This is a genomic window from Burkholderia sp. JKS000303 (assembly GCF_002563755.1).
Classification (GTDB): Bacteria; Pseudomonadota; Gammaproteobacteria; order Burkholderiales; family Burkholderiaceae; genus Burkholderia; species Burkholderia anthina_B.
This window is the reverse complement of record NZ_PDBZ01000002.1, coordinates 109,286-129,213: the sequence shown is the minus strand read 5'-3', so window position 1 is coordinate 129,213 and position 19,928 is coordinate 109,286. Positions and strand designations below refer to the sequence as shown.

The window sequence follows — 19,928 nt, the reverse complement described above, 5'->3', positions numbered from 1 at the left end:
AATCGGTTTGAAAGATGAAACGGACGATGCCGCGCGTGAGCGGGACATCGAAAGGACGGGACGGTGACACTCGGCCGGAATCCCCGCCGGCGCATGTCGAACGGCGCCGGAACGGTTCCGGCGCCGTGCTGGATCAGCCCTGGTCGTCCCCGGGCCACCAGGTTTTGGCCTCGCGGTCGACGAGCAGCGTGCCGAGATCCTTGCCTTCGAGCCATTTCGGCTTCGGGCCGCGGCCCGACCACGAGCGACCCGTCGTCGGGTCGTAATACTTGGCGGGCGACTTGCGTTTTCGCTGAACGATGTAGCCGAGGGCACTCAGCACTTCCTGCTGCGAGATTCCCAACAGCTCGACCTGTTCCTTGAATGCCGCGAGCGCGGCCTGCTTCTCCTTCTGCTTCGCTTCCGACAGCTTGATGTTCAGGTCCCGAAGTTGTGCTTCGAGTTCCTGCAGGGCCTGGGTCATGTACTCATCCTCTTTGGGCATGTTTTTATTCAAAAAACATCCGATGGCTGAACCTATCACGAAGTTCCGCCAATCAATGTTGCAATGTGTGAATCGTTTGCCTGAAATCTGAAAGACTTTCGACGTGTGTCGAACACACATGCAAGCATCGAAAGCCGGACCGATCCAGCGTGCAACACGTGGTGCACCGCACGCAAGCGCGCGGCGAACCGTGGGCGGCGACCTCCTCGCCGCCACGCGCCACGCCCTGCACAGGCGCGGCATGGCGCGAATGATAGCAGCGCGCAAGCGTCGTGTTCGAGGACTTTTGTGATCCGGCCCGCGCCCGTGTGGATGAACGGCAAGCGGCGACGCGCGCGCGACGATTTACGTGCCCGGGCTGCGCGTATCCCACGTGATCCGGTCGAACAGCGCCTGCAGCTTCGCTCCGCGCGCGGCGTTCAGCGCGACCGCGTGCGCGACCCGTCCGGCCAGGTGTGCGCGGAAGTCCGCGTGGGCAGCACGATTCTGCGATGCCGGCCCGTGGCGAATGCAGTTGGTCAGGATGGCCTTCAGAAGATCGAACGCGTCGCGCGCGAGATTCAGGTGACGGTTGACCACGACGCCGGCCAGTTGCTGCCGCGTGCCACGCCGCATCACGCGCGTCTTGCGCAGCTGCAGCGCGAAGCCTTCTTCGAGCGCGATCGCGGCGACCCGGAGTGTCAGCCGTTCGGTGTCGCGCACGAGCACGCCGCCGCCCGAGAACGCGAGATCGTCCGCATAGCGCGTGTAGGTCGCGCCGAGCGAACGCGCGAGCGCGGCGAGCCGCATGTCGAGGCGAAACGCGCACAGGTTCGCGAGCGCCGGCGACGTCGGCGCACCCTGCGGCAGATGCCGGTAGCGGTAGCGTCGGCGGGCGGCCCAGTCGAACCGGTCGCGCAGGTCGGGCGCGAGCAGCCGCGCCGACGGCACGCGGTTGGTACACAGCGCGGTCAGCGTCCGCGCGACCTCGACCGGATAGCCGAGCGTGTCGAACAGCGCATGGACCCGCGCCGCCCGTACCGACACGAAGAAATCCGCGAGATCGAAACGCACGACGACGTCGCGATCCGCATGCGGCGCGGCGAACGACACGATCCCGCGCGCCTTGCGAAAACCGTGCACCGCGTCGTGCGGCGGAATGCGATCGAGCAGCCCGTGCAGGATTCGCCGCTGCGCTTCGCGCAGCCGGCCCTTCGGTATTTCGATCAGCCGCGAGCCGCCGCTGCGCTTGTCGTATCCGGTGTACGTGTAGTGATGCAGCGGCGTATCGGCGCTACGCGCGTCGACGCGCCAGCGATCGGACAGCCAGTCGAGCTCGGCCGCGCTCACGCCGAGCCACGCGGCAAGATCGCCGCACGTCGGCCAGAGCGGCACGTCGCAGCCGGCAAGCCGAGGCGGCAACGGCCGCTGCACCGGCGGCCGCCGCACGACGCGAATCACGACCGGCCGATGCGGGCCGTACCACGCGTTCAGGAACGCCGGCGCATCGGCCAGCATGTCGGCGAGCCGGTCGATACCGACGTCGGCCCACTGCGTGCCGAAGCGTGCCAGCGCATCGTCCGACACGTCGTGGGCCCACGGCGGCGCGCCGCCGAGCACGGCCGCGACCCGGTCGACGACGCCGCCGCGTTCCGGCGCACCGGCCAGCATCGCTTCGGCAATCGTACGGACGGTGTCGGACAGGGACGCGTGCATGAGGAAGAATGGGCGGGACGATGAGCCAACGTGACAGGTGCTGCGAGAGCAGTCTTTGCGCAACGCGCAAATTGCGCTCTTGCGACGCATCGGCGTGTCGATCTCATCCACGGGGTAGCCCCGTAGTCCTGGAACATCGGTTGCCTGTTCCGGGGGTGTGCTTGACCCACCGCCCCGCGACGCGACTTTACTGGCCGCGAACGCAGGGTGTCAATTCGAGGGTCGCGCGCCGCTCATGCGCGCCGGGAAAAAAGCGCGCTGAACGCGATCGGCGACACGCCGACGCCGGCCATGTTGTTCAGCATCATCGCCCAGGTTGCTTCGTTGACGCTGACCGGAAACGATCGCACGCGATTCGCGAGCAGCCAGTAGGTGCGCGTCATGCCGTCGCTCATCGCGACTTCGTAGCCGCTGCCCTCGAGCCAGTAGCCCACCGGCGGCAGCGTGACCGGCTCGAGACGGCCGCCCCTGAACGCGGCGGCAGCCGTCGAGAACTTGCGATCGAGCGGCATGATCCGGCGCGGCACGCAATCCTGCGAATCGAGTCGAGGGAAGGCCGGGCAACCGGTCGGCATCAATATGCACGACGTAGCGTTCCGTTTCGCCGGGCGTCGCGGCCAGATAGCAGTCGGCCTGGCCGGGAACCGGCACGCGCCAGGTCGCGCGCTTGGCGCTCAGGTCGACCAGTTCGCAGGCCTGCGGGCGCGGCTGAATGGGCGCGGGTCGGCTGGCGTCGCGCAGGTCGCGCGCGCGATCGAGTCCAATACGAAGACGTGTCAGCATGGGCCCTCTCTTTCTCTCTTGATTTGATTTGTTCGAATGAGTCAGGACATCGTCGAACCGGCCCGGCGCCCTGATGCTCCCCGGCACGCGGGAACCTGCGCAGTGTATCGCCTTTCCGTGCACGCACGATGACCGGTGCGCCGTGCTGCCGCACCCCGGCGCGCGGGCGTTACGGCAACGGCGGCGCGTCGCGCAGCACGGCTCGCAGCGCGGTGTCGAACGGCGTCGCCCGGTCGATTCCGAGCGCGCGCACGCGCGATGCATCCAGATGGCAGTCGTACGGGCGCGGCGTCGCGTCGGTCGGCCGGTCGATCGGCGTGAGCGATGCGTCGATGCCGAACGCGGCCGCGATCCGCTGCGCGATGTCGTACTTGGTCATCGGCTCTTCTGCCGACCAATGACGGATGCCCGTGACGGATGCGCCCGCGAGATGCCGCAGCGTCAGGTCGCGGATGACCTGCGCGACGTCCGGCGTGTAGGTCGGGTAGCGGATCGCCCACGCGTCCATGCCGACCGCGGTTGCGCCCGGCCGCGCGGACGCGACGATCGCCGGCACGAGGCTCGTGACGGCCGACTCGCTCCAGTCGACGATCGGGCCGTACAGCAACGGCAGGCGCAGCACGCAGGAGAGCGGCGACGCGGCGAGCAACGCCGCTTCACCTTCCAGCTTCGTGCGGCCGTAGATGTTCAACGGGTTCGGCGTCGCGTCTTCGCGGTAGGGCGCGGCCTGGCCGTCGAATACGTAGTCGGTGGAAATGCCGAGCGTCCACGCGCCGTATCGCGCGGCGAGCGCGCCGATGCGCGCCGGGGCGTCGACGTTGATCGCGCGGGCGCCCGCCGGGTCGCGCTCGCAGACGTCGGGGCGGCGTTCGGCCGCGCAGATGATCACGGCGGCCGGCCGGCGCGTGTCGAACAGGTGTTCGAGGGCCGGCTGGTCGAGTGCGTCGAGCGTGACGATGTGCTCGGGCGGCAATGCGACGCGCGCAGCGCCTGCGCCTTGCGGATTGCGGATCGTCGCGATCAGGTCGAGCGACGCTTCGCGCGACAGCGACGCGGCGACCGCGCGGCCGAGCAGGCCGGAGGCGCCGATGAGAACGATGGTCGGGTGCGGCACGGTAGTCGGCGATGAACGGGAAACATGGGAACGCCAATCTATACGGGAACCGGCAACCGATGTCGAGTGCCGCCGGACGTCGACGCGCACTCGCCATGAAAAAAGCCCGGTGCACGATTAAGCGCACCGGGCTTGTCATGCCGCACGAACCGCCGCGCTATCTCACTTCCGGTCGAGCGAATAACGCCCCGGCCCGGTCACCGCAAGCAACAACAGCCCGCCGATGATGCTGATGTTCTTGTAGAAGTTGATCATCGCCACGTACTGGTCCATCCCCTGCAACTGCCAGTAGCGATGCCCGATCAGCGCGGTCGCGAGCGTATAGACCGCGAACAGCAGCGCGAGCGGACGCGTGTAGAAGCCGATCGCGATCAGCGCGCCGCCGACCAGCTCGACCGCCACCGCGATCGCCGCGGCCAGCTCGGGCGACGGCGAACCCGTCGACGTCATGTACGCGACCGTGCCCGAGAAGCCGGTCAGCTTCTGCCAGCCGAACAACACGAACAGGATCATCAGCAGCACGCGGGCTGCCAGCAGCAGCTCGTCCTTCTTCGACTCCAGCGAAACGTAACGCATAACACTCACCTTGAATTGACGGTTTGACGCACCCGCTGCCGGCGTCCGCCGGAACGGCGAACCTGTGGGTCGGCAACGGACGACTCCTCGCGCGATCGGTCCACGGGCCGGTTGGCCCGTCGCCGAAGAATCCGCCCCTGGCGCGCCGCCGTGGCGCGTTCCGGATCGGTTCTGGCGAAGCACGAGTGCAGTCTACTGTCTCACCAGAAATCATCAATCCGTCAAAACAAGATTCGCTGTCACTTATGAGTGGACAATTGTCACGTAACAAACGCGTCATGAAGGGCCGACACGCGCGCCGGCCCTTCATCCCGCCGCATCACATCATGTCGATCGGAAGCGTCTTGTCGAGCGTGTCGTGCCACGCGCGAATGGTCTTCGGCACGGTCTTTTTCCACGTCGGCACGTTGGTGTAATAGCGCATCCGCACGGTGTCGTGCGCATCGAACACGAGCAGCCCGATCCACAGATCGGTGCCGCGGCGCATCACGATCGCCGCGTTCGTCGTCGCGATACCGCGCACCCAGTACGACTGCACATCGGCGTTCAGGCCGTCGAGATCCTTGTCTTGAGCGCCGTAATTGATCGTGTCGACGAGCGTCTGATAATCGGCACCGAGCAGCCTGTGCGCGATCGCGTTCTGCTTCGCATCGACCAGCACCTTCAGCGTCACGAGGTCGGCGGCCGGCTTCGTCTGCGCCTTCGCGGCGGTCACGTAGTCGCCGCCATACACGACGCCCGCACCGGCGCCGCAATCGGCATCGTCGCCGTGTTGCACGACCTGCACGCGCGCGCCCTTGCGGCTGAAATCGAGCCGGCATGCGTCCTGGCGGAACGTGCCGCTGTCGCCGTGCACCTGGATATCGCCGCCGAGTTCGCCGGTATTCGCGCCGTTGTTGCCGCTCAGTTCGAAATGAAGGCGCGACGCGGTGCCGGTGAACGTCAGCGCGCCGCCGAACGACGGATTGTCGCTGTCGCGATACCACGTCTGCTGCCAGCGATCGGCCGCCAGCGGCGTGCCGTTCAGGCTCGCGAGCCGCTCGCGATAGCGATCGCCGACGCACTCGGCGTCGCCGCCGCACAGGTCGCGCTGCCTGAGCCATTTCAGTTGCGCGGCCTTCAGCGCAGCCGTATCGCCGCCCTTGGCCAGCGCCGCCTTCCAGGCCGCCGCCAACTGGCCGTCGAGCTTCGACAGCCCGGCATCCGCGCAGATGGCCTTCTCGGTCGGTGAAGCGGCTTTCGCGCAGTCGAAGCCGGCGGCATGCGCGGCGATCGGCGCGAGTGTCAGTAGTGCGGCAGTCGCGATGGATCGCAGGTTCATGGCCGCCGCGTGGCGCACGGGGAGCGCCGCAATCGCCGGGTGCCCTCGCTCGCCGGCGCGCGTATTCGATCGGTGCTGGATTGTCATTGTCATTGGACGGGTTCGCCGCTGAATGTCGGGCGTGCAGAAACGACATGCCCGACACGTTCGAGGTAGAAACGCCCGGCCCGGCGTGCGTCGCGGGCCCAGGCCCCGTCGAAGCGTAACGCGGATGCGCGCCGTCGATCAATCGGCGCGTGGCGAGGCCGGCTATCCGCGCGCGTCCAGCCGCTCCGCGAGAAACCCGATGAAGGTGCGCAGCGTGACGAACCCTTCCCGGTGCTGCGGAAACACCGCGTTCAGCGTGATCGGCGACGGCGCATACGCGTCGAGCACCGGCACCAGCGCGCCGCTGTCGATCGCCCCGCCGACGATGAAATGCGGCAGCAGCGCGATGCCGAGCCCGGCGATCGCCGCGTCGCGCACGACTTCGCCGTTGTTCGCGATGAGCGGACCCTGCACGTCGAACGTGCGCGCCGCGCCGTCGACCCGGAATTCCCAGCCGACGCGCCGTTCGCGCCCGTACATCAGGCACGTATGGCCGGCCAGCTCGGCGGGCGTCGCGGGCGTGCCCTGCCGCTTCAGGTACGCGGGGCTCGCGCACGCGATCATCTTCCACGCGCCGAGCGGGCGCGCGATCAACGTCGAATCCTCGAGCGCGCCGATCCGCAACACGAGATCGAAGCCCTCGCCGATCAGGTCGACGCGCCGGTCGGTCAGGTCGAGGTTCAGCCGCACGGCCGGATGCGCGGACAGGAATTCGGCGATCAGCGGCGACAGGTGCGTGATCCCGAACGACAGCGGCGCGCTGATCTTCAGCGAGCCGTGCAGCTCGGTGCTGCGCACCGACATCGCCTGCTCGGCGTCGGCGACCTCGGCGAGGATCCGCTGCGCGCGCGCATAGAACTCCTGCCCCGATTCCGTGACCGCGAGGTTGCGCGTGTTGCGATGCAGCAAACGCACGCCCAGCGCGGCTTCGAGCGCCATCGTGCGCCGGCTGACGAACTGCTTGGACAGCATCAACTGGTCGGCCGCGGCCGTGAAGCTGCCCGCATCGACCGTCGCGACGAAGATCCTCAGGTCGTTGAGTTCCATATTGTCCACCCCAAAGAGACAGTCATTATCTCCTCAGCCATTTATTTGTCAAATAGATTGACCTAAGATTCATCTCAACGAACGGCCGGGCCCACTTCCGAGGACCGGCGGACATCCAGGACAACATCATGATCGAGACTCGTGCAGCAAACCAACGTGGCCGTGCCGAGCATGGCTGGCTCAGCTCGCGTCACACGTTTTCTTTCGCAAACTACTACGATCCGCAACAAGTCGGCTTCTCCGATCTGCTGGTGATCAACGACGACCGCGTCGCGCCGGGCGGCGGCTTCGGCACCCACCCGCACCGCGACATGGAAATCCTGTCGTACGTGCTCGACGGCGCGCTGGAGCACAAGGATTCGATGGGCACCGGGTCGGTGATCGTGCCGGGCGACGTCCAGCTGATGAGCGCGGGGACCGGCGTGCGTCACAGCGAGTTCAACCACTCGAAAGACACGCCCGTCCACTTCCTGCAGATCTGGGTCGGGCCGGCTGAAAAGGGTGCTGCGCCGCGTTATCAGCAGACGAATATCGCGGCGGCCGACAAGCGCGGCAAGCTCGCACCGATCGTGTCGCCTGACGGCAACGGCGGCTCGCTGACGATCCGGCAGGACACGCGGATCTACGCCGGCCTGTTCGACGGCGACGAGCGCGCCACGCTCGAACTGGCACCGGACCGCTTCGCCTACGTGCACGTCGCACGCGGCAGCGTGACGGTCAACGGCGTGACGTTCGGCGAAGGCGACGGCGCCCGCATCCGCGGCGAACAGGCGCTGACGTTCGCCGATGGCAAGGATGCCGAAGTGCTGGTATTCGACCTGCGTCCGGTCGAAGTGACGGCCGAGTGGGCATAACGCCCGTTCGGACAACCTGGCCCCGCTGAATGCGGGGCCTTCTTAATCGGAGATTCGCAACATGGCCAAGGTACTCGTCCTTTATTACTCGTCCTACGGGCACGTCGAAACGATGGCGCAGCACGTCGCGGAAGGCGCGCAATCGGTGCCCGGCGTCGAGGTCACGCTCAAGCGTGTGCCGGAAACCATTCCCGTCGACCAGGCGAAGGCAGCCGGCGTGAAGGTCGACCAGGCTGCACCGGTCGCCACGATCGACGAACTCGCGAACTACGACGCCATCATCTTCGGCACGCCGACCCGCTTCGGCAACATGGCCGGCCAGATGCGCACGTTCCTCGACCAGACCGGCGGCCTGTGGATGAAGGGTGCGCTCGTCGGCAAGATCGGCAGCGTGTTCGCATCGACCGGCACGCAACACGGCGGCCAGGAAACGACGATCACGTCGTTCCACACGACGCTGCTGCATCACGGCATGGTGATCGTGGGCGTGCCGTACGCGTGCAGCGGGCTCGTCAACATGAACGAAATCACGGGCGGCACGCCGTATGGCGCGACCACGCTCGCAGGCGCGGACGGCAGCCGTCAGCCGAGCGCGAACGAACTCGATATCGCCCGTTACCAGGGCAAGCACGTCGCGGAACTCGCGGCCAAGCTCGCGTCGTAACGCGGCATGCCGCCGGCCCCGGGGAAACCCGGAGCGGCGGCGCGTCCGGCCTGCGCGGGACGCGGATAAACGAACGGCGCCGGTCGAACCGGCGCCGTTTTTCTTGCGCGACCGCTAACCGTTACTGGCCCGAAGCCGGTGCGGCCGGCGCCGCCTTCGTGGCGGGCGCCTTCTGCACCGCGTTTTGCGGATAGTTGCTCTGGTCGTTGGTCAGCCGGTAGCCGGTGCCCGTGCCGATCGCCTTCAGGTCCTTCGCGTGGCGCGCGCGGGCTGCCTTGCGGGCCGCCTTCTTCTGCGCCTTGTCGAGCTGCTTCTGCGTCGGTGCGGACGCCGGATCCTGCGCGTATGCCGCCGGCGCGGCGGTCAACAGCAGACCGAACGACGCCGTTACTGCCACTGCCACCGAAACCACGCGAGACTTCGTCATGGCCGGATCTCCTTGTCGATTGTTGATTGTGGGTCGAACGCCGGCACGCACGCCATGGACGTCGGCGTGCGACGACGGCGCCGATGCAACGTTAGCCGATCACTGCGCAAATGTCCGTGCGGGTTCCCGAATTCTCCCGATAACGGCTGCGATACATGCGCGGCCGGCGCCCGGCCGGCCGAGGCCGCGCGTGCGCCATCAGGGAAACCGATAGCGTCGCGCGCCGCTGGCTGCTCACAGCCAGCGCGACAGCATCGGCAGCAGGATCGGCACGACGAATGCCGTCAGCACGCCGTTCAGCCCCATCCCGAGCCCCGCGAACGCGCCGGCCTCCTCGCTGACCTGGAACGCGCGCGCGGTGCCGATCCCGTGCGACGCGACGCCGAGCGCGAAGCCGCGCACGGCCGGCTCCTCGATGCGCAGCGCGTTGAGAATCCCGCGCGCGCACACCGCGCCGAAGATCCCGGTCGAGATCACCAGCACCGCGGTCAGCGACGGAATTCCGCCGATCTCCTGCGCGACGGCCATCGCGATCGGCGTGGTCGCCGATTTCGGCGCGAGCGACGCGATCGTCTGGTGCGACGCACCGAACAGCGCGGCGATGCCGACCGCCGATGCGATCGCGGTCAGCGAGCCCGCGAGCAGGCCGACGAGCAGCGGCACCGCCGCGCGGCGCAGCTTCGACCACTGGCGGTAGAGCGGCAACGCGAGCGCGACGGTCGCCGGGCCGAGCAGGAAATGCACGAACTGCGCGCCTTCGAAATACGTCGGATACGGCGTATGCGTGAGCATCAGCAACCCGACGATCAGCGCGACCGCGATCAGCACCGGATTCGCGAGCGGATTGAAGCGCGCGCGGGCATAGACGGCCTGCGCGACGAGATACGCGATCAGCGTGATGGTCAGGCCGAGCAGCGGCGTCGCGGCGAGATAGACCCAGATCGCGCCGAGTTTCGGGAAGGCCGTCATTGCGTGCCCTCCGCCGCGGCATCCGCGCGCCGCTGGCGCCGCAGCAACGCGCGCGTGACGAGCGCGGTCACGGCGATCGCGAGCGACGTGCTCACCGCGAGCGCGACGACGACCGCGAGCGCATCGCCGCGCACGCGATCGGCCGACACCATGATGCCGACGCCGGCCGGCACGAACAGCAGCGACAGATGGCGCAGCAGCTCGAGCGCGGTCGGCTCGATCGCGTCGGCCACCTGCGGGCGCAGCATCACGAAGCCGAACAGCAGCAGCATGCCGATGACGGGGCCCGGCACCGGCAGGCCGAACAGATAGGACACCCCTTCCCCGAGACACTGGAAGGTCAGCAAGACCGCGAACGCCTGCAACATGAACCGCTTCTCCCGAACGTGGCCGCGCGGATCGTGCGGCCGCGCGGCCGATGGGCCGGCGGCGTGCGACGCCGGCGTGGACGATACGCGCGATCGTACCAACAATGGATACGCCGCGGAACCGCGGCGGCGGCGCGCAACGGCCGACCGACCGCCGGCCGCGCGCAGCCACTATCATCATGCACTTTCGGCCAGCGGCGCTTCGACCTCGACCCGCAGCCGGCCCGCGAGCCAGGGAGTTTTTCGATGATCACCGTGCAGGAACTGCTGGATACCCCGTCGCTGGGACTGAAGGTCATCGCGGGCGCCGCCGGTACGCACCGGCTGATCACGTGGGCGCACGCGGTCGACCTGCCCGACCCGTGGCGCTGGGTCAGCGCCGGCAATCTGGTGATGACGACGGGCGGCGGCATGCCGCACGCGCCGAAGGACCAGGTCGCGTGGCTCGAACGCATCGCGCAGACGAATGCGAGCGCCCTCGTCGTCGCGCCGCAGGCCGACGCGCCGAAGCTGTCGCGCAAGATGCTGAATGCGGCGGACCAGTTGATGTTCCCGGTGCTCCAGGCCAGCTTCGAGCTGGAATTCGTCACGCTGTCGCGTCACGTGATCGAAAGCGTGCTGCGCGCGCAGCGGGACAGCTTCAAGGCGAGCGAACGGCTGTTCCAGACCTACGCGGAAGCCATGCGCCAGGAGGCCGATTTTCCCGGCCGGCTCGCGATCCTCGCCGCCGCCCATGGGCTGACGCTGCGCATCGAGGATACGGCGAGCGGCGCCCTGCTCGTCACGTCCGCGAAGACGGCGGCGGCGGCCACTGCTGATGCTGATGCCGATACGCGGCATGTCGAGCGCATTGCGCTGGGCGGCCGGGTGCGCGCGCATCTCGTCATCCGGCGCGCAGGACGCACCGCGCCGGAAGACCCGCTGTTCGTGCGCTCGCTGGTCGGCCTGCTCGGCGTCGAGCTCGAGCGCCTGATGATCACGCGTGACGCGCAGCGCGACGAGGGCGCGGCGCTGCTGCGCAGCCTGCTGGAAAACGAAACCGATTTTGCGTTCGTGCGGCCGATGCTGGAGCGGCGCGGCCTGACCGGCACGTTCGTGTGCCTGTCGATCCGGCCGGGTGGCGCGGGCCACTGGACGCCCGGCGACGTGCATCACGCGCCCGGACTGCAGGACAAGACCCCGCTGCTGCTCGAAGACGACGGGCTGCTCGCGCTCGCACCGGATCGCCGTGACACGATCGACGCGCTGCTGCGCAATCTCGGCGACGGCACGGCGATCGGCGTCAGCGGGCCGATCGCGGTCGCGACCGGGTTCCGCGAAAGCGTGCGGCAGGCGCGCCTCGCGATGACGCAGGCGCTCGAGCTGGAGACCGACGTGCTGCGCTACGGCGACGTCGACACGGGGCTCATCATGGCGCCGAAGTCGCTGGCCGAAGCGCGTGCGCTGGTCGGGCGCTATCTCGGGCCGCTGATCGAGCACGACCGGCTGCACGACACGTCGCTGCTCGCGACGCTGATGAGGTTCCTTGAAAACGACGGCAACTGGAAGGCGACCGCGTACGACCTCGGCATCCATCGCCAGACGCTCGTGTACCGGCTCAAGCTCGTCGAGCAGCTGACGGGCCTCAAGCCGACGACCACCAACGGCACCGCGCGGTTCTGGATCGCGCTGCTCGCCGGCAAGAACGCGCAACTGTTCCCCGCTCGGACCTTGCGCGGCTGACAGGCCGTCCCGCGCCGCCTTCCGCGCGGCGCGCGGCCTGCGCCGGCCGTCGCCGGCTTCATACATTTGTACGAACCGACGCCGCCGCGCTGGGATTTTTTGCATAGGCAGCCGTCGGCCGCTTGCCTAGTATCCGTCCGGACAACGACACGAAAACAGGTCAGACGGAGACAAGCAATGCCCATTCAGACGGAACACGACCCGCGCCTGAAACGCGCACTCAAGACCCGGCACATCAGCATGCTGGCCCTCGGCGGCGTGATCGGCGCCGGCCTGTTCGTCGGTTCGAGCGCGGTGATCGCGTCGACCGGGCCGGCGGCCTTCATCACCTACGGCATTACCGGCGTGATCGTCGGGCTGATCATGCGCATGCTCGGCGAGATGGCCGCCGCGCACCCGATGAAGGGCTCGTTCGTCGACTACGCGCGAATGGCGTACGGCGACCTCGCCGGCTTCTCGACCGGCTGGCTGTACTGGTATTTCTGGGTGATCGTGGTCGGCTTCGAAGCGGTGGTCGGCGGCCAGATCATCAACGGCTGGCTGCCGCAGTTGCCGGTCTGGGCGATCTCGCTCGGGCTGATGATCGTGATGACCTCGGTCAACCAGTTGTCGGTCAACTCGTTCGGCGAGGCCGAATACTGGTTCGCCGGCATCAAGGTCGCGGCGATCGTCGTGTTCCTCGTGATCGCCGGTGCGTACGTGTTCCGGCTCTGGCCGGGCTCCACCGCGCGCTTCTCGAACCTGACCGCGCACGGCGGCTTCCTGCCGCACGGCACGCTGACGCTGTTCTCGGGCGTCGTGTCGGTGATCTTCTCGATGACGGGCGTCGAAGTCGCGACCATCGCGGCCGCCGAATCCGATCATCCCGCCCGCAACATCCGCCGCGCCGTCAACACGGTGATGGCGCGCATCCTCGTGTTCTTCGTGCTGTCGACCTTCTTCATCGTCGTCGCGCAGCCGTGGACCGACATCGTGCCGGGCAAGTCGCCGTTCGTCGCGACGCTCGAGAAGATCGGCATCCCGGGCGCGGCGACCATGCTGACGGCCGTGATCCTGGTGGCCGTGCTGTCGGTGCTCAATGCGGGGCTGTACACGTCGTCGCGGCTGCTGTTCGTGCTGAGCACGAACCACGAGGCGCCGAAGTGGCTGTCGAAGACCAGCAGCCGCGGCGTGCCGCGCCTGGGCGTGCTGGCGTCGACGCTGGTCGGCTACGGCTGCGTCGTGATCGCCGCGCTCTGGCCGGACACCGTGTTCCAGCTCCTGCTGAATTCGTCGGGCGCCGTGTTTCTGTTCGTCTACCTGATGATCTGCCTGTCGCAACTGAAGCTGCGCAAGCGCTGGGAACGCGAAGGCACGCTCAAGTTCCGGATGTGGCTGCACCCGTGGCTGCCGCTCGCCGTGACCTGCTCGATCGTCGCCGTGCTCGCGAGCATGGCGCTCGATCCGGCGACGCGGCTCAGCCTCGTGCAGTGCCTGATCGCGATCGCCGTCATCGTCGTCACGTACGGCGTATTGAAACTGGTCCGCGCGGGTCGCCCGCAGCCGGCCGCACATACCCGCCCCGTCGGCGAATGACGGCGCGCGGCTCCATTCAAACCGGAACACGCACATGCAAGCTGAAGTTGAATTGATGAAACTGCCGCTCAAGCCGCTGTGGCACCAGGCCGCCCCTGCGCGCGGCGCGCTGGCCGGTCAGGTCGATGCGGACGTCGTGATCGTCGGCGCCGGGTATACCGCGCTGTGGACGGCGTACTACCTGCTGAAGGCGCAGCCTTCGCTGCGCGTCGCGCTGGTCGAGCGCGAGGTGGTCGGTTTCGGGGCGTCGGGGCGCAACGGCGGATGGGCGTCGGCGATCTTCCCGATCTCGCTGTCGCGCGTCGCGCAGATGTACTCGCACGACGACGCGCTGCGGCTGCAGGCCGCGATGAACGAAACGGTCGACGAGATCGGCCGCATCCTCGCGCGGGAAGGCATCGACGCCGACTACCAGAAAGAAGGCTTCGTGTCGCTGGCGCGCAGCACCGCGCAACTGTCGCGCGTCGCGGCGGCCGTCGATGCATCCGCACGGTTCGGGCTGCCGGATCAGTGGCGCGCGCTCGATGCGGCGCAGGCAAAAGCACGCATCGGCGCGCGCGGCGTGCTCGGCGCGCTGTACACCGAGCATTGCGCATTGATCCATCCCGGCAAGCTCGTGCATGCGCTCGCACGGCTCGTGGAAAGCCTCGGCGCGCGCATCTACGAGCACTCGGAAGTCACGGCCATCGGGTCGGGCTTCGTGCGCACCGCCGCGGGGAGCGTCGCGGCCGAAACGGTTGTGCGCGCAACTGAAGCGTTTTCGTGCCAGCAATCCGACCATCGCCGCTCGGTGATTCCGCTCTACTCGCTGGTACTGGCGACCGAACCACTGCCGCTCGCGCTGCGGCAGTCGCTGCAACTCGATCACCGGCTCGCGTTCAACGACATGCGACACCTGCGCGTGTACGGGCAAGTCACCGCAGAAGGCCGGCTCGTGTTCGGCGGCCGCGGCGCGCCGTATCAGTGGGGGTCGCGAATGTCGGACGGCGACGACCAGATCGGCAATGCGCACGCCAAGATCCACGCGTCGATGGTCGAGTTCTTCCCGGAACTGGCCGATGCTGCCATCACGCACCGCTGGGGCGGCGCACTCGGCGTGTCGCGCGACTGGTGCCCGACCGTCAGCATGGATACGCGCTCGCGCATCGCGTGGGCCGGCAACTACGTCGGCGACGGCGTGGCGACCAGCAACCTCGCCGGACGGATTCTGCGCAACCTGATTCTCGACGTCGACGAGCCGATCAACCGGCTGCCGCTCGTGAATCATACGTCGCCGGCCTGGGAGCCCGAGCCGTTGCGCTGGCTCGGCATCAACAGCGGTCTTTTCGCGGCAGGGTTCAGCGACGCCGAAGAGAAGCTGACCCGTCAACCCTCGCGCACGGCTCGGCTTCTCGAGAAGCTGACCGGCGCCCATTGAACAGGAGCATCCGATGAAACCCTTCACCATCGTCAAGGCGAGCCAGGCCGCCAACGCCACGCTCGCGGCCGCCGGCCAGCGCGCCGGCGCCGATCGCGGCGATCCGCAAATCGCGATTCAGCGCCTCGCGCCCGACGCGGTCGGCAATCTGGGCATCTGGGAATGCCAGCCGGGCGGCTGGCCGGTCGTCGATCGGCCCGACACCGAGTTCACGTACATCCTGTCGGGCCGCGCGAACCTGACCGACGAGGCGAGCGGCGACGTGGTCGAGATCGGCGCGGGCGATCTGGTGATCCTGCCGCCGGGCTGGACGGGGCGGTGGGACGTCATCGAGACGGTGCGCAAGGTGTATGCAATTTACTGAATCGGCTGACAGGCGCGGCGCGTTGCAACGACAGCCGCGTCCCGTACGCTTGCGCTCCCCTGCCTCAGGTCGCGCGCAACCGCGCGTATCGGCGCGCCGCGACAAATATTTTCTTTAGGGAAGGGACACTTAATCTCGCTTGTCGGGCTGCTTCGCCATGCCAAACAATGGCACTCACGTTGCGGCGTCGCCGCACGTGACGAACCCGTGCCGGCCCCTCGATCCCTGCCATCCCGGCAATCGAAGGGCGGCGCGCCGACCTGGGAGATTCACATGTTCTATCTGCAGATCACGCTCCGGATCGCAGCGGCAAACCGCGCGGCCGCCGCCCGCGTCTATCACGCATACAAGGCGCCGTTCCTCAACACGATCGCGGGTGCCCGGTCGAAGGAACTGCTGGTGCGTGACGAAGACGTGCAGGTCCTGCACGGGTTCGACAGCGAGGCCAACGCGCTCGGCTACCTGTCGAGCGACCTGTTCGAAACCGATGTGGTCGGCGCGCTCAAGCCGCTGCTCGACGCCGCGCCCGACGTGCGCGTCTATCAGGTCGCATAACGCGACGCAACGAACCGGACGCGCCGCCGCGAGCGGTTTCGGCCAGCCGGAACGGCCTGCGCGGCGCACGACCCAAGCATGATAGTCAACGCAGATTTTTCGCGCCGCGCCGCCATTCGCGCCGACGAATACCAATGGATTGCGTCCCCGCAAGCAGGCGTCGAACGCGTGATGCTGGACCGGACCGGCGGCGAACAGGCACGCGCGACGAGCGTCGTGCGCTATGCGCGCGGCGCAAGCTTCGCCCATCACGCGCATCCCGAAGGCGAGGAGATCCTGGTGCTGTCCGGCGTCTTTTCGGAAGACGACCAACACTATCCAGCCGGCTGGTACCTGCGCAATCCGCCCGGCTCGTCGCATCGGCCGTCCAGCCCCGGCGGCGCCGTCATCTTCGTCAAGCTGCGGCAAATGGCGTCGCACGACCGCGCGCGGATTCGCGTGGATACGCGCGCGCCGTCGTCATGGCATCGCTCGGACGATCGACACGTGTGCCCGCTGTTCGCCAGCGCCGTCGAAACGGTCACGCTGCAGCGCTTGCGGCCCGGCGAACCGCTGTTCCGCGCCCGCGCCCTCGCCGCGCATGGCACCGAACTGTTCGTGCTGGCCGGCGCACTCGCCGAGGATCGACGCATGCACGTGCGCGGCGCATGGATGCGGCTCCCGGCCGGCGATTATCCGGACCTCGTCGCCGGCGCAACCGGTGCAACCGTCTACCTGAAGACGGGCCATCTGGCCCGTCTCGAACCGGGAGCCTAGCCATGCCGGCACCACGCATCGCGATCGTCGGCGCGGGACTGAGCGGACTCTACGCCGCGCTCCTGCTCCAGCAACGCGGGATCCGCGACTTCCTGCTGTTCGAGTCGCGCGACACGCCCGGCGGGCGCATCGCGTCCGTCGCGTCGCCTGCTCCACTCAACGGCCAACCGGCACACCAAGCGCGTCACGCCGACCGGTTCGACCTCGGCGCGACATGGTTCTGGCCCGACGTTCAACCACAGCTCGACGCACTCATCCGGGAACTCGGCATTACGTCGTTCGAACAACCGGGCGCCGGCGACACGCTCGTCGAGCGATCGCGCCACGACGCACCGCTCCGGATCCGCGGCTACACGAATGCCCCTGCGTCGATGCGGCTCGTCGGCGGCATGTCGGCACTGATCGATGCGCTGGCCGAGCGACTCGACGCAACGCGCATCGTGACCGGCGAAACGGTACGGCGGCTACGCTGCACCGAGACCGGCGTCGATGTCGACAGCGAAGACGTCACCGGCCGCGCGACGACGACGCACGTCGCGCACGTGCTGCTGGCCGTGCCGCCGCGCCTGGCCGAAGAACGCATCGGATTCGCGCCGGCGCTGCCCGCGCCCCTCGCGCGGCAGTGGCGGCACACCGCGACCTGGATGGCGCCGCACGCGAAGTACGTCGCGCTCTATCGCACGCCGTTCTGGCGCGAGCACGGCCTGTCCGGCGAAGCGCGCAGCGCATGCGGCCCGCTCGGCGAGATCCACGACGCATCGACGCTGGGCGGCGCCGCCGCGCTGTTCGGCTTCTTCGGCATCCCGGCGAGCGTTCGGGCACGCTTGCCGGACGACGTGTTGCGGACGCATTGCCGCACGCAGCTGGCACGCCTGTTCGGCTCCCGGGCCGCGACCCCGGAAGCCGATTTCATCAAGGACTGGTCGCGCGACGCTCATACCGCGACACCCGACGATCTCGACGGCAACGCGGGGCACCCGACGCCCGCGTCGCCCGGTGTGCCGTCCGGTCCGTGGCACCCGCGCCTGATCGGCATCGCCAGCGAATGGTCCCGGGCGTTTCCGGGCTACGTCGCCGGCGCCATCGACGCCGCCGCGCACGGGATCCGGCTGCTGGAATCGTTCGGCGTTCGCGCAACCGGTCCCGACGACACACGTTTTCTTCCCGTCACCCCCCACCTGGACCCCGCATCATGAACCGGACCACCTACCGCGCGATGCGGATCAGCCGCCCCGGCGTTCTCGAACTGGTCGAACGTGCCATCCCGGCCCCGGGGCCCGGACACGTGCTGATCGCCGTCGACGCATGCGGCATCTGCGGCGCCGATGCGCGCGACATCGAGCATGTCGACGCGGGCGCCGCCGGGTCGCGCGTACCGGGCCACGAAGTCGTCGGCCGCATCGCCGCGCTCGGCCCCGACGTGCCGCCGCTCTGGACGGTCGGTCAACGTGTCGGCGTGGGCCGGCTCGGCGGCCACTGCAACGCTTGCGCGTCCTGCCGGCAAGGCCACTTCCCGCTGTGCGAGAACCAGCCGGTCGTCGGCGCGACCTGCGACGGCGGCTATGCGGAAATGATGCTCGCGCGCAGCACCGGCCTGGTGTCGATTCCCGACGCGCTGCGCGCCGAGGAAGCCGCGCCGATCCTCTGCGCCGGCATCGCCACGTTCAATGCGCTCAGGAAGTGCGGCGCCGAGGCCGGCGACGTCGTCGCGATCCTCGGCATCGGCGGGCTCGGGCACATGGCCGTGCAATACGCGCGCCGGATGGGATTCAACGTCGTCGCCATCGGTCGCGGCAGCGACATCGCCGCGGATGCGATCTCGCTCGGCGCGCATGTCTACCTCGACAGCAACGACGAAGACGCCGCGGCCCGGCTGCGGCAGCTCGGCGGCGCGCGTGCGATCGTTTCGACCGTCGACCACGCCGACACCGTGTCGCGCGTGCTGGCCGGACTGTCGCCGCAGGGCCGTCTGGTGCTGCTCGGCGCGGGCAAGGATCCGCTGCCCGTGTCGATGGGGCATCTGGTCGGCGGCGAGCGCAGCATCGCGGGCTCCCTCACGGGAACGCCCTGTGAGAGCGAGAAGGTGCTCGGCTTCAGCGTGCTGTCCGGCGCCCGCCCGATGATCGAAACGATGCCGCTCGAGCAGGCGAACGACGCATACCAGCGGATGCGCTCCGGCGACGTCAGGTTCCGCATGGTGCTTTCGATGGCGCGCTCGGATAACCCGGCCGTGTGACGCGTCACGCGGCGTCCTGGCCGGTTCCGATGCCCGCATCGCGGGCGAGCGCGAGAAAGCCCGCGATGTAGTTGATGTCTTCCTCGCCACGCCGGACGCCGAGATTGATGTGCTTGCGGATGCCCGCCGGCCCGAGCCGCACCGTGCGCACCGGAAGGTGCGCGCCCTCCTCGACGACCAGCCAGTCCGGCAGCACCGCCACGCCGCGTTGCCCGGCGACGAGTTGCAGCATCAGGTCGGTCTGTTCCGCCGTGCGGTGAAATTTCGGGCGGCAGTGCCCGGGCACGAGAAAGCGTGTGTAGATGTCGAGCCGCTCCTTGCTCACCGGAACCGTGATCAGCTCTTCGTCGAGCAGGTCGCGCGGCCGCGCGAACTCGCGCGCCGCCAGCGGATGCTCGTCATGCACGACCAGCACCAGCTCGTAGTCGACGATCGGCACGAACACGAGCTCCGGCAGGTCGACCGGGTCGGGGGTGATGAGCAGGTCGATCTCGAAGCCGAGCAGCGCGGCCACGCCGTCGAAACGGAATGCCGTGCGGACGTCGTAATCCACATCCGGCCATGCGGCGAGATACTGCGACGTCAATCGCGTCAGCCATTTCTGGCACGGATGGCACTCCATCCCGACACGCAGCGCGCCGCGGCGCCCTTCGGCGAAATCGACGAGCGTGCGCTCGGCATGCTCGATCTGCGGCAGCACGCGCTGGGCCAGCGACAGCAGATACTCGCCGGCCTGCGTGAACCGCAAGCCGCGCCCGTTCTTCGTCCACAGCTTGACGCCGTGCCGCTCCTCGAACTTGCGGACCATGTGCGACAGCGCCGATTGCGTCACGTTCAGCCGCTCCGCCGCAGCCGTCACACTGCCCAGGCGCTCGACTTCCATCAGGATCGACAGGTACTGGAGGTCTAGCATG

Annotated in this window: 21 protein-coding genes; 10 read left to right on the top strand and 11 right to left on the bottom strand. The window is 68.3% G+C overall.

Annotation, left to right across the window (positions count from 1 at the left end):
• Nucleotides 1-133: 133 nt before the first annotated feature.
• The 7 genes from BX604_RS22640 to BX604_RS22610 all read right to left on the bottom strand — a co-directional run bounded on the left by BX604_RS22640 (nucleotide 134) and on the right by BX604_RS22610 (nucleotide 7,107).
• Nucleotides 134-463, bottom strand: a complete 330-nt coding sequence (locus BX604_RS22640; RefSeq protein ID WP_098553116.1) for an H-NS histone family protein — start codon at nucleotides 461-463, stop codon at nucleotides 134-136.
• Nucleotides 464-829: 366 nt separating this feature from the next.
• Nucleotides 830-2,179 carry a reverse transcriptase family protein gene (locus tag BX604_RS22635; RefSeq protein ID WP_098553115.1) on the bottom strand — a complete coding sequence of 450 codons (1,350 nt, stop codon included), beginning with the start codon at nucleotides 2,177-2,179 and terminating at the stop codon, nucleotides 830-832.
• A 233-nt stretch (nucleotides 2,180-2,412) separates the two neighbouring features.
• Nucleotides 2,413-2,691: a plasmid fertility inhibition factor family protein gene (locus BX604_RS39705; protein ID WP_257146396.1), complete on the bottom strand. Its 279-nt coding sequence runs from the start codon at nucleotides 2,689-2,691 to the stop codon at nucleotides 2,413-2,415.
• 440 nt (nucleotides 2,692-3,131) lie between these two features.
• A complete protein-coding gene (locus tag BX604_RS22625) occupies nucleotides 3,132-4,076 on the bottom strand; it encodes a dTDP-4-dehydrorhamnose reductase family protein (RefSeq protein WP_098553114.1) in 945 nt (314 codons plus the stop codon).
• 162 nt (nucleotides 4,077-4,238) lie between these two features.
• Entirely contained in the window at nucleotides 4,239-4,652 is a 414-nt protein-coding gene (locus tag BX604_RS22620; RefSeq protein WP_098553113.1) for a DoxX family protein, read from the bottom strand.
• A gap of 319 nt (nucleotides 4,653-4,971) precedes the next feature.
• Nucleotides 4,972-5,973 carry a lysozyme inhibitor LprI family protein gene (locus tag BX604_RS22615; RefSeq protein WP_257146395.1) on the bottom strand — a complete coding sequence of 334 codons (1,002 nt, stop codon included), beginning with the start codon at nucleotides 5,971-5,973 and terminating at the stop codon, nucleotides 4,972-4,974.
• 249 nt (nucleotides 5,974-6,222) lie between these two features.
• The gene (locus BX604_RS22610) at nucleotides 6,223-7,107 is read right to left on the bottom strand and encodes a LysR family transcriptional regulator (protein ID WP_098553111.1); all 885 of its coding nucleotides are present in this window, start codon (nucleotides 7,105-7,107) and stop codon (nucleotides 6,223-6,225) included.
• Between the two features lie 128 nt (nucleotides 7,108-7,235).
• Here BX604_RS22610 and BX604_RS22605 point away from each other — a divergent pair, with 128 nt between their 5' ends.
• Both BX604_RS22605 and wrbA read left to right on the top strand, forming a co-directional pair.
• Nucleotides 7,236-7,961 (top strand): pirin family protein, encoded by a 726-nt coding sequence (locus BX604_RS22605; RefSeq protein ID WP_098553110.1) that lies wholly within the window; start codon nucleotides 7,236-7,238, stop codon nucleotides 7,959-7,961.
• 61 nt (nucleotides 7,962-8,022) lie between these two features.
• Nucleotides 8,023-8,625 carry an NAD(P)H:quinone oxidoreductase gene (wrbA, locus tag BX604_RS22600; RefSeq protein WP_098553109.1) on the top strand — a complete coding sequence of 201 codons (603 nt, stop codon included), beginning with the start codon at nucleotides 8,023-8,025 and terminating at the stop codon, nucleotides 8,623-8,625.
• 121 nt (nucleotides 8,626-8,746) lie between these two features.
• On the opposite strand, the gene BX604_RS22595 is transcribed toward wrbA, so the two are convergent.
• The 3 genes from BX604_RS22595 to BX604_RS22585 form a co-directional block, all read right to left on the bottom strand.
• Nucleotides 8,747-9,052, bottom strand: a complete 306-nt coding sequence (locus BX604_RS22595; RefSeq protein ID WP_098553108.1) for a hypothetical protein — start codon at nucleotides 9,050-9,052, stop codon at nucleotides 8,747-8,749.
• 234 nt (nucleotides 9,053-9,286) lie between these two features.
• Entirely contained in the window at nucleotides 9,287-10,021 is a 735-nt protein-coding gene (locus tag BX604_RS22590) for an LrgB family protein (RefSeq protein WP_098553107.1), read from the bottom strand.
• Nucleotides 10,018-10,389: a CidA/LrgA family protein gene (locus BX604_RS22585; protein WP_096508618.1), complete on the bottom strand. Its 372-nt coding sequence runs from the start codon at nucleotides 10,387-10,389 to the stop codon at nucleotides 10,018-10,020. Before BX604_RS22585 ends, BX604_RS22590 begins: the two co-directional genes overlap by 4 nt.
• Nucleotides 10,390-10,635: 246 nt before the next feature.
• Here BX604_RS22585 and BX604_RS22580 point away from each other — a divergent pair, with 246 nt between their 5' ends.
• The 8 genes from BX604_RS22580 to BX604_RS22545 all read left to right on the top strand — a co-directional run bounded on the left by BX604_RS22580 (nucleotide 10,636) and on the right by BX604_RS22545 (nucleotide 19,014).
• A complete protein-coding gene (locus BX604_RS22580) occupies nucleotides 10,636-12,111 on the top strand; it encodes a PucR family transcriptional regulator (RefSeq protein ID WP_098553106.1) in 1,476 nt (491 codons plus the stop codon).
• A gap of 177 nt (nucleotides 12,112-12,288) precedes the next feature.
• On the top strand, nucleotides 12,289-13,686 hold the full coding sequence (locus BX604_RS22575) for an amino acid permease (protein ID WP_098553105.1): 1,398 nt from the start codon (nucleotides 12,289-12,291) through the stop codon (nucleotides 13,684-13,686).
• 34 nt (nucleotides 13,687-13,720) lie between these two features.
• Nucleotides 13,721-15,103: an NAD(P)/FAD-dependent oxidoreductase gene (locus BX604_RS22570; RefSeq protein WP_098553104.1), complete on the top strand. Its 1,383-nt coding sequence runs from the start codon at nucleotides 13,721-13,723 to the stop codon at nucleotides 15,101-15,103.
• Nucleotides 15,104-15,116: 13 nt separating this feature from the next.
• Nucleotides 15,117-15,467 carry a cupin domain-containing protein gene (locus BX604_RS22565; RefSeq protein ID WP_098553103.1) on the top strand — a complete coding sequence of 117 codons (351 nt, stop codon included), beginning with the start codon at nucleotides 15,117-15,119 and terminating at the stop codon, nucleotides 15,465-15,467.
• A 273-nt stretch (nucleotides 15,468-15,740) separates the two neighbouring features.
• Nucleotides 15,741-16,022 (top strand): hypothetical protein, encoded by a 282-nt coding sequence (locus BX604_RS22560; protein WP_098553102.1) that lies wholly within the window; start codon nucleotides 15,741-15,743, stop codon nucleotides 16,020-16,022.
• A 78-nt stretch (nucleotides 16,023-16,100) separates the two neighbouring features.
• The gene (locus BX604_RS22555) at nucleotides 16,101-16,778 is read left to right on the top strand and encodes a cupin domain-containing protein (RefSeq protein WP_098553101.1); all 678 of its coding nucleotides are present in this window, start codon (nucleotides 16,101-16,103) and stop codon (nucleotides 16,776-16,778) included.
• Between the two features lie 2 nt (nucleotides 16,779-16,780).
• A complete protein-coding gene (locus tag BX604_RS22550) occupies nucleotides 16,781-17,974 on the top strand; it encodes a flavin monoamine oxidase family protein (RefSeq protein WP_098553100.1) in 1,194 nt (397 codons plus the stop codon).
• Nucleotides 17,971-19,014 carry an alcohol dehydrogenase gene (locus tag BX604_RS22545; RefSeq protein WP_218926877.1) on the top strand — a complete coding sequence of 348 codons (1,044 nt, stop codon included), beginning with the start codon at nucleotides 17,971-17,973 and terminating at the stop codon, nucleotides 19,012-19,014. Before BX604_RS22550 ends, BX604_RS22545 begins: the two co-directional genes overlap by 4 nt.
• Nucleotides 19,015-19,018: 4 nt before the next feature.
• On the opposite strand, the gene BX604_RS22540 is transcribed toward BX604_RS22545, so the two are convergent.
• Nucleotides 19,019-19,927, bottom strand: coding sequence for a LysR family transcriptional regulator (locus tag BX604_RS22540; RefSeq protein ID WP_098553974.1), 909 nt, complete (start codon nucleotides 19,925-19,927; stop codon nucleotides 19,019-19,021).
• Nucleotide 19,928: the final 1 nt, after the last annotated feature.